The sequence below is a fragment of the Pseudomonas sp. KCJK9016 genome, from assembly GCF_046231795.1.
Classification (GTDB): Bacteria; Pseudomonadota; Gammaproteobacteria; order Pseudomonadales; family Pseudomonadaceae; genus Aquipseudomonas; species Aquipseudomonas bananamidigenes.
This window is the reverse complement of record NZ_JBJJMM010000019.1, coordinates 97,791-113,170: the sequence shown is the minus strand read 5'-3', so window position 1 is coordinate 113,170 and position 15,380 is coordinate 97,791. Positions and strand designations below refer to the sequence as shown.

At 62.4% G+C, this 15,380-nt stretch carries 8 protein-coding genes; 2 read left to right on the top strand and 6 right to left on the bottom strand.

Going from position 1 to position 15,380, the window contains the following annotated elements; all coding sequences use genetic code 11:
• The first annotated feature begins 134 nt into the window (after nucleotides 1–134).
• On the top strand, nucleotides 135–1,565 hold the full coding sequence (ccoG, locus tag ACK6BI_RS19360; protein WP_409318324.1) for a cytochrome c oxidase accessory protein CcoG: 1,431 nt from the start codon (nucleotides 135–137) through the stop codon (nucleotides 1,563–1,565).
• Between the two features lie 131 nt (nucleotides 1,566–1,696).
• Complete coding sequence (gene mapR, locus ACK6BI_RS19355; RefSeq protein WP_409318323.1) at nucleotides 1,697–3,106, top strand: GntR family transcriptional regulator MpaR; 1,410 nt, start codon at nucleotides 1,697–1,699, stop codon at nucleotides 3,104–3,106.
• 73 nt (nucleotides 3,107–3,179) lie between these two features.
• Here mapR and ACK6BI_RS19350 read toward each other — a convergent pair whose 3' ends face one another.
• From ACK6BI_RS19350 to ACK6BI_RS19325, 6 genes are all read right to left on the bottom strand, one after another.
• Nucleotides 3,180–3,926 (bottom strand): SDR family oxidoreductase, encoded by a 747-nt coding sequence (locus ACK6BI_RS19350; protein WP_409318322.1) that lies wholly within the window; start codon nucleotides 3,924–3,926, stop codon nucleotides 3,180–3,182.
• Between the two features lie 83 nt (nucleotides 3,927–4,009).
• Complete coding sequence (locus ACK6BI_RS19345; RefSeq protein ID WP_409318321.1) at nucleotides 4,010–6,091, bottom strand: putative bifunctional diguanylate cyclase/phosphodiesterase; 2,082 nt, start codon at nucleotides 6,089–6,091, stop codon at nucleotides 4,010–4,012.
• Nucleotides 6,092–6,295: 204 nt separating this feature from the next.
• Nucleotides 6,296–7,765, bottom strand: coding sequence for an efflux transporter outer membrane subunit (locus ACK6BI_RS19340; RefSeq protein WP_409318320.1), 1,470 nt, complete (start codon nucleotides 7,763–7,765; stop codon nucleotides 6,296–6,298).
• Nucleotides 7,762–10,869 carry an efflux RND transporter permease subunit gene (locus tag ACK6BI_RS19335; protein ID WP_409318319.1) on the bottom strand — a complete coding sequence of 1,036 codons (3,108 nt, stop codon included), beginning with the start codon at nucleotides 10,867–10,869 and terminating at the stop codon, nucleotides 7,762–7,764. Before ACK6BI_RS19335 ends, ACK6BI_RS19340 begins: the two co-directional genes overlap by 4 nt.
• Nucleotides 10,866–13,970: an MdtB/MuxB family multidrug efflux RND transporter permease subunit gene (locus ACK6BI_RS19330; RefSeq protein ID WP_409318318.1), complete on the bottom strand. Its 3,105-nt coding sequence runs from the start codon at nucleotides 13,968–13,970 to the stop codon at nucleotides 10,866–10,868. The genes ACK6BI_RS19335 and ACK6BI_RS19330 overlap by 4 nt, the downstream gene beginning before the upstream one ends.
• Nucleotides 13,967–15,283 (bottom strand): MdtA/MuxA family multidrug efflux RND transporter periplasmic adaptor subunit, encoded by a 1,317-nt coding sequence (locus ACK6BI_RS19325; protein ID WP_409318317.1) that lies wholly within the window; start codon nucleotides 15,281–15,283, stop codon nucleotides 13,967–13,969. Before ACK6BI_RS19325 ends, ACK6BI_RS19330 begins: the two co-directional genes overlap by 4 nt.
• Between the last annotated feature and the right edge of the window lie 97 nt (nucleotides 15,284–15,380).

Genomic DNA, 15,380 nt, shown 5'->3' with positions numbered 1-15,380 from the left:
ACTGCTTCAAGTTGTCGCAGGGCCGGCTGAAAACGCCATCTGATACGCTTTTTATTGAAAGACCTGAGTCTGTTATGCAAACAGATCGGCGCTCATAGTTCACTGGCCTGATGGAGGCTGATGAGCGAACGACCATGAGCGAACGAATCCCCGTCCGAACCGTAGAAGCATCTCCCCGGATTAAAAAAGTACCGGCGCGCCCAATGAAGGCGAAACACGCCAGCAGCGATAACCAGATTTTCACCCGCAGCTTCACCGGCCTGTTCCGCACCTTGCGCATGAGCGGCGCGGGATTTCTGTTCCTGCTGTTTTTCGGCACGGTGTGGCTGAACTGGGGTGGCCGACAGGCGGTGCTCTGGGATCTTTCCGAAAGCAAATTCCACATCTTTGGCGCGACCTTCTGGCCGCAGGATTTCATCCTGCTGTCGGCGCTGCTGATCATTGCCGCGTTCGGCCTGTTCGCCATTACCGTGTTCGCCGGGCGGGTCTGGTGTGGTTATACCTGTCCGCAGAGTTCGTGGACCTGGATCTTCATGTGGTGCGAAAAAGTCACCGAGGGCGACCGTAACCAGCGCATCAAGCTGCAAGCGGCACCCTGGAGCCTGAACAAACTGGCGCGGCGTGCGGCCAAGCACACCCTATGGCTGGCGATCAGCGTGCTGACCGGCCTGACCTTCGTCGGCTACTTCACCCCGATCCGCCCGTTGGCCGAAGAACTGCTGACCCTGCAGATCGGAGGTGTCAGCCTTTTCTGGGTGCTGTTCTTCACCGCCGCCACCTATATCAACGCCGGCTGGTTGCGCGAGGCGGTGTGCATGCACATGTGCCCGTATGCGCGGTTTCAGAGCGTGATGTTCGACAAGGACACCCTGGCCATTTCCTACGACGCCGCCCGTGGCGAAAACCGTGGCCCGCGCAAGCGCGACGTGAAACCGGCCGACGCCGGTCTCGGCGATTGCATCGACTGTCAGTTGTGCGTACAGGTCTGCCCGACCGGTATCGACATCCGTGACGGCCTGCAAATGGAATGCATCGGCTGTGCGGCGTGCATCGACGCCTGCGATTCGATCATGGACAAGATGAACTATGCGCGGGGCCTGATCCGCTATACCTCGGAGCGTGAGTTGCAGGGAGGCAAGACGCATCTGCTGCGTCCGCGCCTGATCGGCTACGTCACGGTACTGCTCGTGATGATCGGCGCCCTCACCCTGGCCCTGATCGAACGGCCAATGGTGTCGCTGGACGTGACCAAGGACCGTGGCCTGTTCCGCGAGAACGGCCAGGGCCAGATCGAGAACATCTACACCCTCAAGGTCATCAACAAGACCCAGCAACGCCAGGACTACAACCTGAGCCTGGTGGACGGCGACGGCTTCCAACTGCAGGGCAAGACCGAGCTGAGCCTGGCGCCGGGCGAGATCGTCGATGTGCCGGTGTCCGTGGCCATGACCACCGAACGTGCAGCCAGCAGCTCGCAGACCTTGAGTTTCAAGATTGCCGACAGTAATGAGCCAGAGATTTACAGCGTGGCGAAGAGCCGGTTTGTTGCGCCGATGAATCGCTGATCCCTTAGACTGCGGCGCGGCCATTCGCGAGCAGGCTCGCTCCCACAGGGAATGCAGTCAACGGTGGGAGCAAGCCCGCTCGCGAATGAAGGCGACACGGTCTTTCAGAAAGAAATCAATCCGGACCCAAGATGAAACGCTACGAAAAATTCGCCGACGACATCGCTGAACTGATCCGCTCCGGCGTCCTCGGCCCCGGTCAGCGGGTGCCGTCAGTGCGCTACGCGAGCCAGACCTATGGCGTCAGCCCGTCCACGGTGTTCCAGGCTTATTACCTGCTGGAACGTCGCGGCCTGATCCGCGCCCGCCCGCGCTCCGGCTACTTCGTCAACACCCACGCTCCGAGTCCGTTCTCGGAGCCGGTGATCAGCACCCCGGTCAACGAATCCACCCGGGTCGACGTCAGCGAACTGGTGTTCTCGGTGCTGGAATCGATCAAGGACCCGAGCACCGTACCGTTCGGATCGGCGTTTCCCAGCCCCGAGTTGTTCCCGCTGCAACGCCTGTCGCGCTCGCTGGCCAGCGCGGCCCGGGAGATGGATCCGCGCATGGTGGTCACTGACATGTCGCCGGGCAATCCGCAACTGCGCCGCCAGATCGCCCTGCGCTACATGGTCGGCGGGCTGATGCTGCCGATGGAAGAACTGCTGATCACCAACGGCGCTCTGGAGGCGCTGAACCTGTGCCTGCAAGCAGTGACCGAACCCGGCGATCTGGTCGCCATCGAAGCCCCGGCGTTCTACGCCAGCCTGCAAGTGCTGGAGCGTTTGAAACTCAAAGCCGTGGAAATCCCCGTGCACCCGCGCGACGGCATCGATCTTGGCGTGCTCGCCCAAACGCTGGAGCGGCACCCGATAAAGGCCTGCTGGTGCATGACCAGTTTCCAGAACCCGATGGGCGCGACCATGCCCGAGGCCAGGAAACAGGAACTGGTGGAGTTGCTCAAACGGCATCAGGTGCCGCTGATCGAGGACGATGTCTACGCCGAACTCTATTACGGCCAACAGGCGCCGAAACCGGCCAAGGCCTTCGACACCGAAGGTCTGGTGATGCATTGCGGTTCGTTCGCCAAGAGCCTGGCCCCGGGTTATCGCATCGGCTGGGTCGCCGCCGGGCGTTACGCACAAAAGATCGAACGCCTGAAACTGATGACCTCGCTGTGCGCCTCGATGCCGGCTCAGGCAGCCATCGCCGACTACCTGCAACACGGCGGCTATGATCGCCATCTGCGCAAACTGCGCTACGCCCTCGAAGAACAGCAAAACGCCATGCTGGCGGCCATCGCCCGCTACTTCCCGGCGCAGACACGTGTGAGCCAACCGGCCGGCGGCTATTTCCTGTGGCTGGAACTGCCACCGCAGATGGATTCGTTGAAGTTGTTTCAAATGGCGCTGGCGCAAGGCATCAGCATTGCGCCGGGGCCGATCTTCTCGCCGACCCAGCGATTCAGGAACTGCATCCGCTTGAACTATGGCAGCCCGTGGACCGAAGCCTCGGAGAAAGCGATGGAGACGTTGGGGCGGATTGTGCGGTCGTTCTGAAGATTACTTCGTGATCGTTCCCACGCTCTGCGTGAGAACGATCACCCAGAACGGGCAACACAACTTTCAGGAATTAGCGACCGCCACCGAGATCGACGAAAGTCCCGGTAGCATACGAAGCCTTGTCCGACAGCAGCCAGACAATCGCCTCCGCCACTTCATCCGGCCGCCCGCCCCGGGCCATCGGAATCGCCGACTCCAGCTTGCTGACCCGGTCCGGATCGCCGCTCAACGCATGGAAATCGGTGTAGATATAACCCGGACGCACTGCATTGACCCGAATCCCCTCGCCTGCCACTTCCTTGGACAGCCCGATGGTGAAGGTGTCGAGTGCGCCTTTTGACGCGGCGTAATCGACGTACTCGTTGGGCGAACCCAGACGCGCGGCGACCGAGGAGACGTTGACGATGCTGCCACCCTGCCCGCCATGTCTGGGCGACATGCGCAGGATCGCATGCTTGGCGCAGAGGATCGGCGCCAGAACGTTGGTTTTCATGATTTTGAGGATGCGGAACTCCGACATTTCCTCGACCCGGGATTTGTGGCCGACGGTGCCGGCATTGTTCACCAGCGCGGTCACCCGGCCCAGCTCCGTGTCGACCCGGTGAAACAGGCCGATCACCTCGTCCTCGATGCTGACGTCGGCACGGACGGCGATGGCGGTGGCGCCACGCTCACGTACCTGATCGAGCACGTGGTGGGCGGCCTGTTCGTCCGTCTGGTAATTGATGCAGATCCGATAACCTTGCTCGGCAGCCAACAGCGCCGTGGCGGCCCCGATTCCGCGACCGCCACCGGTGATCACAATGACTTTATCCATGCTGGCCTTCCCCCGATGCACACGTAACAGTCGAGGCAAGAATAACCGCCATCGCGGGGTTTTGCATGGCCTGCGTCAGCGGTTCAGCTCACCGCCAGGGGGGTGTCCCGCGCAATGCCTTGCAGAAAGCGATCAGCCGGCATCGGGTGGCCGAGCAGATAGCCTTGCAGCGAATCGCAACCCAGTTGCGTCAGAAAGTCCTGTTGCACGCCGGTTTCGACACCTTCGGCGACGATGCGCAGCCCCAGCGCCTGACCCAGCGCGACAATCGCCGACACGATGGCCGCGTCATCGCTGTCATGCTCCAGATCGCGGACAAAACCTCGGTCGATCTTCAGTTCGTTGGCCGGCAGGCGCTTGAGGTACATCAGGCTCGAATAACCGGTGCCGAAATCGTCGATGGACAGGTCGACGCCCATGTCGGACAGCTCCTGCAGCACCGTCATGCTCGCGTCGGCGTCACTCATGGCGGTGGTTTCAGTGATTTCCAGCGTCAGACTGTTGGCCGGCAAGTGGTGTGTCGCCAGCGCCTTGGCCACGCTTTGCACCAGTCCGGCGTGGCAGAACTGCAAGGCCGACAGGTTGACCGCGATGCGCCAGTCGGTGTGGCCCAGCACATACCATTCGCGCATCTGTCGGCAGGCTTCGTTGAGCACCCATTCGCCAATCGGGATGATCAGCCCGGTTTTCTCCGCCAGTTCGATGAACTTGTCCGGCATCAGCATGCCGTGAGTCGGGTGCTCCCAACGCAGCAGCGCCTCGGCACCGACCGGGCGCCCGTCGACCGCGTGGAATTTGGGTTGGTAATGCAGACAGAATTGATTGTGCTCCAGCGCCGCGCGCAGATCCTGCAGCAACTGAAGTTGCTTGCGTGCGTTGCTGTTCATCGAGGCGTCGAAAAAGCTGTAGCCGTTCTTGCCGCCGCCCTTGGCGTGGTACATCGCTGCGTCGGCGTTCATCAGCAGTTCCTGGGCACTGTGGCCGTTGCCCGGATACACCGCAATGCCGACGCTGGCGGAAATCTGCAGTTCATGTTCTGCCACCCGGAACGACTGCGCGATCAGACCGACCTGGCGCGCTGCCAGCCCCAGTGCATCGTTGGGCTCAGTCAGGCGCACCAGCAGCACGAACTCGTCACCACCGATCCGTGCCAGGGTGTCGAGGCTGCGCAAATCTTCGCGCAGACGCACCGCCACCTCTTTGAGCAACTGATCGCCCATGTGATGGCCGAAGGCATCGTTCACCGGTTTGAAACCATCCAGATCGATGAACATCAGCGCGAAACAGCCGCCCTGCTCGTTGACCTTTTTCATGGCCTGATTGATCCGGTCATCCAGCAGCATGCGGTTCGGCAGACCGGTCAGCGTGTCGTGCAACGCCAGTTGAGTGAGTTCACGGTTGGCAACGGTCAACGAATGGGCCAGATCGGCAGTACGCGCCTCGAGGCGTGCGTCGAGAATCGAGGTCAACAGCGCAATGCTCAGCACCGCCAGCGTGGTGATCAGCACCAGATTGTCCAGGCCATTGCCGTTCAGACCATTGAGCGCCGCACCGCAGAAACTTCCCTCGGGAAAACGCGCCGCCGCCATGCCGGTGTAGTGCATGCCGACAATCGCGATGCCCATGACAATGGCGGCCCCGGCACGGAACAGGCGCACGTAAGGCGATTGCTGACGCAGGCGAAAGGCGATCCACAACGCCGCCGCCGAAGCGCCGACGGCAATCGCCAGCGATGCGCCGAACAGGGTCGGGTCGTAATCGATGCCCGGTTGCATGCGCATCGCGGCCATGCCGGTGTAATGCATGGCGCTGATGCCGGCGCCCATGATCAGTGCGCCGAAGGCCAGTTGCCAGACCGGCAGTTTCGGCTGGCTGACCAGCCACAGAGCGAAGCCGCAGGACAGTACCGCGATCAACAGCGAAAGTGCCGTGAGCGCAGTGTCATACCCCAGGCTGATCGGCAGCTTGAACGCCAGCATACCGATGAAATGCATCGACCAGACGCCGACCCCCATGGCGAACGCGCCACCGGCCGTCCACAAATGCACGGCGCGGCCCTTGGCAGTGGCGATGCGTCCGGTCAGGTCGAGCGCGGTGTATGAAGCCAGGATCGCCACACTCAGCGAAATGAAAACCAGGGTGAAGGAATAACTACCGATGAGCATGGGCATTCTCGCGACCACCCCACCGGACTGCGTCCGTTCGCGGCGGGGACAAATGCGGCGATTGTACTGATTGCGCAGAAGAACGCACTGACAAAGTAATCAAATGGCCATCAAGTCGATGAAACGCTTGTTTGATCACCTGACAAGGCTCTATGCCGGGGTCACGGCGCAGGTCATTCCCGCGCATTGAGCGGGAATCCGGCGTCAGGGATTCTGGCTGGTTTCCAGCTGCCCGTCCCAGCCACCACCCAGCGCCGCGATCAGCTGCACGCTGGCAAGCAGCCGGCTTTGCAGGATGTTGAGCACCGTACGCTCGTTGCTCAGTGCCGTGGCTTGCACCACGACCACGTCGATGTAGGCAATCAGTCCGGCCTTGTACTGGTTCTGGGTCAGACGCAGGGAGTCCCGCGCTGCATCCAGCGCTTCCTGGCGCACCGCCGCCTCGTCCTCGTACACCTTCAACTGCACCAGATAGTTTTCCACCTCGCGGAAGCCGTCGAGCACGGTCTGCCGGTACTTGGCTACAGTCTCGTCGTATTTCGCTTCGGTGCGGTCGACTTCCGCCGAGCGACGACCACCGTCGAACAGCGGCAGGCTCATCTTCGGCCCAACCGACCAGAAGCGGTTCGGCAGGCTGATCAGGTCACGGGAGGTACTGCTGCTGTAACCGCCGCTCATGCTCAGGGTGAAATCCGGGTAATACGCAGCCTTGGCAACACCGATGTTGGCGTTCGCTGCGATGACCGAGCGTTCTGCCGAGGCGATGTCAGGGCGACGTTCCAGCAGTTGCGACGGCAGGCTCAACGGAATCTGCGGCAGCTTCGGGATGTCCTGGGTTTCGGCGATCTTGAACTGCGCCGGTGGTTGACCGGTCAGCACGGCGATGGCGTTTTCGAACTGCGCCCGTTGCCAGATCAGGTCCACCAGATCGCCCTGGGTGGATTTGAGCTGGGTCTGTGCCTGCGCCACCGCATCGCGTCCGGAGATGCCGGCGTTGTACTGGTTACGGGTCATTTTCAGCGAACGCTCGTAAGCCTCCACCGTCGACTCCAGCAAGCGTTTCTGCTGATCGATCACGCGCAATTGCAGGTAGTTCTGCACCAGCTCCGATTGCTGGCTCAGGCGCATGGCCGCCAGATCGGCGTAGCTGGCCTGGGCGCTGGCCTCGTTCGCCTCCAGACCACGACGCAACTTGCCCCAGACATCGGCTTCCCAACTCACGCCCAGTTGCGCGTTGTAGGTATCGCGAATGCCGCTGGCGGAACTGCTCAGGCTCGAACTGCTGCTGCCGGTGCCCTGGCTGGAGCGGGTCTTGCCCGCGCTCAGGTCGAGCGTCGGGTAGAACGCGCCACGGGCATCACGCACCAAGGCCTGGGCCTGACGATACTGCGCCTCGGACTGGGCCACGGTCTGGTTGGAACTGTTGAGTTTTTCCACCAGTTCGTTGAGCTGGCGGTCGCCGTACAGTTCCCACCAGGCGCCGCGGGCCAGAGCGTCCGAAGGGCTGGCCTGACGCCAGCCTTCGGCCTCTTTGTATTGAGCGATTTCGGCAGTCTGCGGGCGCTGGTAGTCCGGGCCGACGGCGCACGCGCTGAGCATCGCCACGCACAGCGACAGGCTCAGCAAACGCGAGCCGCGGATACTGGCCAGTTGGATAAGCGAACGGTCATTCATAGCGGAGTTTCCAGGGCGGCATCGGTACGCACGCCACGCCACTTGTTGAAGCGATGGCGGGCCTTGTCGAGATAGAGGTAAACCACTGGTGTGGTGTAAAGGGTCAGGATCTGGCTGAAGATCAGCCCGCCGATGATGGTCAGGCCGAGTGGCTGGCGCATCTCCGCACCTTCGGCCCGGCTGAGCAGCAACGGCAAGGCGCCGAGGATCGCCGCCAGCGTGGTCATCAGAATCGGACGCAGTCGTTGCAGACAGGCGCTGCGGATCGATTCCAGCGGCGCCATGCCCTGGTGACGCTCCAGTTGCAGCGCCAGGTCGATCATCAGAATCGCGTTCTTCTTCACCACACCGATCAGCAGGAACAACCCGAGCAGCGAGATCAGGCTGAATTCGCCGCCCAGTACATAGATCGACAGCAGCGCACCGACCCCGGCCGACGGCAGTGTCGACAGAATGGTCAGCGGGTGAATGTAGCTTTCATACAGCACACCCAGCACCAGATACACCGCCAGCAGCGCGCCGAGAATCATGAACGGCTGGCTCTTCTGGGTGGCCGCGAAGGCATCGGCGGTGCCGGCCATTTTCGCGATCACTTCTTCGGGCAGGCCGACCTTGGCGATCGCTCGCTCGATGGCCGCGCTGCCCTTCTCCACCGTCACGCCTTCGGCCATGTCGAACGCGATGCTTTCGGAGGCGAACTGGCCTTCGTGGCTGACCCGATCGTCTTCCAGGCTGCTTTCGTAATGGGCAATGGTCGACAACGGAATCCGTGCGCCATCGGCAGTGATGACCTGCACCTGATTGAGAGTGACCGGATCCTGAGCGTATTTCGGATTGACCTCCATCACCACCTGATACTGGTTGAGGCTGTCGTAGATCGTGGAAATCTGCCGCTGGCTGTAGGCGTTGTTCAGCACGGCGGTAACCATGTTCATGTCCACGCCCAGACGCTTGGCCTGATCGCGGTCGACGATCAGCGTCACCTGCTGCGCACCGCGTCCTTCACGGGCGTCGATGGCCGTCAATTCCGGCAAGGCCCGCAACGCGGTCACCACTTTCGGGTACCACTCGCGCAAGGCGCCCAGATCGCCACTCTGTAGGATGTAGCTGTACTGCGACGTGGTCTGTTCACGACCGCCACCGAATTGCAGGTCCTGGTCGGCCATCAGCATCAATTGCGCGCCGGGCACCTTGGGCATTTCCTTGCGCAGACGCTCGATGACCTTCTGCGCCGAAATGTTGCGCTCCTTGATCGGCTTCAGGCGCACCAGCATGAAAGCATTGTTGGTGCCGTTGTTGCCGCCGATGAACCCGGCAACACTCTCGACGGCTTCATCCTTGAGCACGGCGCGGCGGAAGGTTTCCATTTTCGGCTGCATCACGCTGAACGACAGACCGTCGTCACCGCGCACGAAACCGATCAACTGGCCGGTGTCCTGTTGCGGCATGAACGTCTTCGGCACCACCACGTACAGCGCGACGTTGACCCCGACCGTGATGATCAGGCTCAGCAGCGTCAGACGTCGGTGACGCAACACCCAGTCGAGGCTGGTGGCGTATTTGCCCACCATCCAGTCGTTGGTACGCCGGCTCCAGCGTTGCAGTCGGTTTTCCTGCCCCTTTGTATGCGGTTTCAGCCAGCGGGCGCAAAGCATCGGCGTCAGGGTCAGCGACACCACCAGCGACACCACGATGGCCGCGGCCAAGGTGATGGAGAACTCACGGAACAGGCTCTCGATGATCCCGCCCATGAACAGGATCGACAGGAAGACCGCCACCAGCGACACGTTCATCGACAACAGTGTGAACCCGACTTCCCTGGCCCCCAGATACGCGGCCTTCATCGGTTTGACGCCTTCGTCGATGTGCCGGGAAATGTTCTCCAGCACCACGATGGCGTCGTCCACCACGAGCCCGGTGGCGAGAATCAGCGCCATCAGCGACAGGTTGTTCAGGGAAAACCCGTACAGGTACATCACCGCAAAGGTGCCGACCAGCGACACCGGCACCGCCAGTGTCGGAATCAGGGACGCCCGGAAATTGCCGAGGAACAGGAACACCACCAGGATCACCAGCGCCACGGCGATCAGCAGGGTCATCTCCGCTTCGTGCAGGGTAGCCTTGATCACCGGCGAACGGTCCATCGCCAGATTCAGTTTGACGCTGGCCGGGAGCACCGCCTGCAACGCCGGCAACTGGGCCTTGATCTCGTTGACCGTCTCGATGATGTTGGCGCCGGCCTGCCGGTTGATCACCAGCAGCACCGCCGCATCGTCGTTGAAGAAACCGCTGTTGTAACGGTCTTCCACGCCATCGCTGACCTTGGCCACATCCTTCAGACGCAGGGCCGCTCCACCGTTGTAGTGGATGATCAACGATTCATAGTCCTTGGCTTTCTCCAGCTGGTCGTTGGCCTGAATCTGCCACAACCGCTGGTCATCCTCGACCGAGCCCTTGGGCCGGCGGACGTTGGCGCCGGCGATGGTCTTGCGCACATCGTCCAGCGCCACGCCGTACTGGTTCAACGCCTGGGGTTCGAGTTCGATGCGCACCGCCGGCAGGGAGCTGCCACCGATCTGCACTTCGCCGACGCCCTGCACCTGGGACAGGCTCTGGGACAGGATGGTCGAAGCCAGGTCGTAGAGCTGGCCTTTCTCCAGTACATCCGAAGTCAGCGACAACACCATGATCGGTGCCTGCGACGGGTTGACCTTCTTGTAGGTCGGCATGCTGCGCATCCCGCTCGGCAACAGATTGCGCGAAGCGTTGATCGCCGCCTGCACCTCGCGCGCTGCGCCATTGATGTCGCGGTCGAGGTCGAACTGCAGAATGACCCGGGTCGAGCCCTGGCTGGAGCGGCTGCTCATGGTGTTGACGCCAGCGATGGCGCCGAACGAACGCTCCAGCGGCGTGGCCACGGTGGAGGCCATGACCTCCGGGCTCGCGCCGGGCAGGCTCGCCTGCACCACGATCACCGGGAAGTCCATTTGTGGCAGGGGCGACACCGGCAGCAGACCGAAGCTCACACCGCCCAGCAGCATGATCGCCAACGAAAGCAGCATGGTTGCCACGGGGCGTTTGATGAATGGACCGGACAGGTTCATGGCTGCTCTACCGGCTCCACGGCCGAAGGTGCACGGCCCCAGCGCCGACCGAAGCGGTCGAAGTACAGGTAGATCACCGGCGTGGTGAAGAGCGTCAGAATCTGGCTCACCAGCAAGCCGCCGACCATCACCAGACCCAGCGGTTGACGCAACTCAGCGCCGGACCCGGTGGCCAGCATCAGCGGCACCGCACCGAACAGCGCCGCCAGCGTGGTCATCAGGATCGGGCGGAAACGCAGCAGCGCCGCCTGATAGATCGCCTGCTCCGGCGCCATGCCCTGGTTGCGCTCGGCGTCGAGGGCGAAGTCGATCATCATGATCGCGTTCTTCTTCACGATACCGATCAGCAGGATGATGCCGATGATCGCGATCATGCCCAGGTCATTGCCGCTGAGCAGCAGCGCCAGCAACGCGCCGACCGCCGCCGAAGGCAAGGTCGAGAGAATGGTGATCGGGTGAATGTAGCTCTCGTAGAGCACGCCCAGCACGATGTACATGGTCACCACCGCCGCGAGTATCAGCAGCAAGGTGCTCGACAGCGAAGCCTGGAACGCTTCAGCCGCACCCTGGAACTGGGTCTGCACGCCGATCGGCATGCCGATGTCTTTCTGCACCTGCTCGATGATGTCTACCGCATGCCCCAGCGCCACGCCGTGCGCCAGGTTGAACGACATCATCACCGCCGGGAACTGGCCGATGTGGGTGATCGCCAGCTGTGCCTGACGCTCTTCGACATGGGCCAGGCTGGACAACCGCACCTGGCCGCCATCGGTGGTCTTGACGTGGATCTGGTCCAGCGCCTGCGGACCGATCTTCTCCCCGGCCTGAGCCTGCAGCACCACGCGGTACTGGCTGGCCTGGGTATAAATGGTCGAGATCTGCCGCTGGCCGAAGGCGTCGTAAAGCGCGTCGGTGATATTCGCCACCGAAACGCCAAGGCGCGAGGCCGCATCGCGGTCGATCACCAGGAACACCTGCAAACCCTTGTCCTGCAAATCACTGGCAACGTCAGTCAGCTCGGGACGCTGAGCCAGAGCCTCGACCAGACGCCCGCTCCACAGGCTGAGCAGTTCGGCGTCCGGCGAAGACATGCTGAACTGGTACTGGGTGCGGCTGACGCGGTCTTCGATGGTCAGGTCCTGCACCGGCTGCATGAACAGACGGATGCCCACCAGTTTGTCCAGCTGCGGTTGCAGGCGGGTGATCACCTCGGTAGCCGTCAGATCACGCTGGCCGTGAGGCTTGAGGTTGATCAGCAGGCGACCGCTGTTGAGCGTGGCGTTGTCGCCGTCGACGCCGATGTAGGACGACAGGCTTTCCACAGCAGGGTCTTCGAGTATCACCTTGGCCAGCGCCTGTTGACGCTCGCCCATGGCGGCAAAGGAAATCGACTGCGGCGCCTCGGAAATGCCCTGGATCACCCCGGTGTCCTGCACCGGGAAGAAGCCCTTGGGCACCACCATGTAAAGGAACACGGTCAGCGCCAGGGTGCCGATGGCCACCAGCAGCGTCAGCGGCTGGTGCTTGAGCACCCACTGCAGCTTGCGCCCGTAGGCGGCGATCATCCAGTCGATGAACGCGCCGCTGGCCCGGTAGAAACGGCCCTGCTCATGTTCCTCGGGCTCACGTTTGAGCAGACGTGCGCACATCATTGGCGTCAGGGTCAGCGAGACCACCAGGGAAATCAGGATCGCCACCGCGAGCGTGATGGCGAATTCGCGGAACAGGCGCCCCACCACGTCAGCCATGAACAGCAGCGGAATGAGTACCGCAATCAGCGACAGGGTGAGGGAAATCAGGGTGAAACCGATCTGCTTCGCGCCCTTGAGCGCGGCCTGCATCGGACTGTCGCCTTCCTCGATGAAACGGGCGATGTTTTCCAGCATCACGATCGCATCGTCGACCACGAAGCCGGTGGCGATGGTCAGTGCCATCAGCGTCAGGTTGTTGACCGAGAACCCGGCCAGGTACATCACGCCGAACGTACCGATCAGCGACAGCGGCACAGCCACTGACGGAATGATCGTGGCACTGGCGCGACGCAGGAACAGGAACGTCACCATCACCACCAGTGCGATGGCGATCAGCAGTTCATGTTGCACGTCGGTGACCGAGGCGCGGATGGTCTGGGTGCGGTCGGTCAGCACGGTCACGTCGAGGCCGGCCGGCAGGTTGTCGGTGATGCTCGGCAGCAGCGCCTTGATCCGGTCGACCACCTCGATCACGTTGGCGCCCGGCTGACGCTGAATGTTCAGCAGCACCGCCTGATTCTGGTTGGCCCACGCTGCCAGACGCTCGTTTTCGGCGCCATCGACGATCTGCGCGACATCCTTGAGTCGCAGCGGCGCACCGTTCTTGTAGGCCAGGATCAGGTTGGCGTAGTCATTGGGCGAAGTCAGCTGGTCGTTGGCATCGAGCATCGACACCCGGGTCGGGCCGTCGAAGTTGCCCTTGGGCTGGTTGACGTTGGACGCACCGATGAGCGTGCGCACATCCGACAGGTTCAGACCATTGGCGGCCAGCGCCTCCGGGTTGACCTTGATCCTGACCGCCTGCCGCTGACCGCCGGCGATGCTGACCATGCCGACGCCGCTGATCTGGGCGATCTTCTGCGCCATGCGCGTATCGACCAGATCGTTGAGTTTGGGCAGCAACATGGTTTTCGAGGTGATGGCCAGGGTCAGTACCGGGGTATCCGCCGGGTTGACCTTGTTGTAGACCGGCGGCGCCGGCAGATCCGTCGGCAGCAGGTTGGTCGCCGCATTGATCGCCGCCTGCACCTGCTGCTCGGCGACGTCCATGTTGATGTCGAGGCTGAAACGCAGGGTCAGCACCGAGGCACCGCCGGAACTGGTCGAGGCCATTTGCGTGAGGCCCGGCATCTGCCCGAACTGACGTTCGAGCGGCGCGGTGACGGCGCTGGTCATCACGTCCGGGCTGGCGCCCGGGTACAGGGTCATGACCCGGATGGTCGGATAGTCCACTTGCGGCAAAGCCGAAACCGGCAGCAGGCGATAGGCGATCAGACCGGCCAGCACGATGGCCAGCATGCTCAGCGTGGTGGCGACCGGACGGAGGATGAACAGACGCGAAATGTTCATGCGCCCTTCTTGGCCTTGTCGGTGACGGCAGCATCAGGTGCGCTGGCGGCGGATTTGCCTTGCAGGTGGCCGGTCGGGGTGGTCGGCACATCCTGACTGTCGTTGACCACTTCCACTTCACTGCCTTCCTTCAAACGGTCGGTGCCTTCCAGCACCACGCGGTCGCCGGCGGCCAGGCCCTCGGTGATCACGGTGTTCTGCCCGTCACTGGCGCCGATCTTCAACTGGCGGATGGTGACTTTCTTGTCGCCGTCCATCGCATAGACGAACGTACCGTTGGTGCCGAACTGGATCGCGGCCGACGGTGCCAGCACCACACCCTTGAGGGTGTCGGCCAGCAGGTGGACGTTGACGAACTGGTTGGGGAACAGGGTCTGGTCGCGGTTTTCGTAGCGCGCCTTGAACTTCAGGGTGCCGGTGGTCACGTCGATCTGGTTGTCGAGGCTTTGCAGTACACCGGTGGCCTGAATTTTCGTGTCGCCACGGTCCCAGGCTTCGGCCGGCAGTCTGGCACCGCTGTGGTAGCGGGTGAGCACGGTTTCGAGGAAGCTTTCCGGTAGCGTGAAGACCACGCTGATCGGCTGGGTCTGGGTGATGACGGCGAGGAACGTGGTGTCATTGGCCGCCACCAGGTTGCCGACGTCGAGCTGGCGCAGGCCGATGCGACCGGCAATCGGTGCGCGGATCTTGGTGAATTCGAGGTTGAGCCTGGCGTCGTTGACCGCCGCCTGATTGGTCTTCACGGTTCCGAGAAACTGGCCGACCTGGGCTTCGGCGGTGTCCAGCGTCTGCTTGGCGATGCTGTCTTCCTTATACAAGCCGCGATAACGCTCGACATCCACCTGAGCGTTTTTCAGCTGCGCCTGGTTCTGCAGCAAGGTGCCTTCGGCCTGGAGCAAGGCGTTCTGGTACGGACGTGGATCGATTTCCGCCAGCAGGTCGCCGGCCTTGACCATCTGCCCTTCTTCGAAATAGATCTTCACCAGCTCGCCGCCGACCCGACTGCGCACGTTGATGGTGTTGAGCGCGGTCACGGTGCCCAGTGCCTTGTAATACAGCGGGAAGTCACCGGTCACTGCCGGCGCCACGCGCACCGGGATCGGACCTGAAGCCCCGCCGAACCCCGGACGCATCATCCCCGAACGCCCGGTGTGGCCGGCCTGCGCCTTCTCGGCGCCCTCCTTGTGGGCCGATCCGGCGGGCCAGAATTTCCAGCACAGGCCGGCAATGACCAGCAGGACCAGCAGGACCAGCAGGCTGAGCAGCCAGCGACGAGAGTTTCGGGACGACGATTGCATGGAATGATTGACCATTGGACGCGTGGGTTTCTATGACGGGAGGCTGAACGATAAGCACTGGTGGGGGTAAAGCAAAGCAGCTTTACCGGCAATTTACCTTCAACTTACGTTT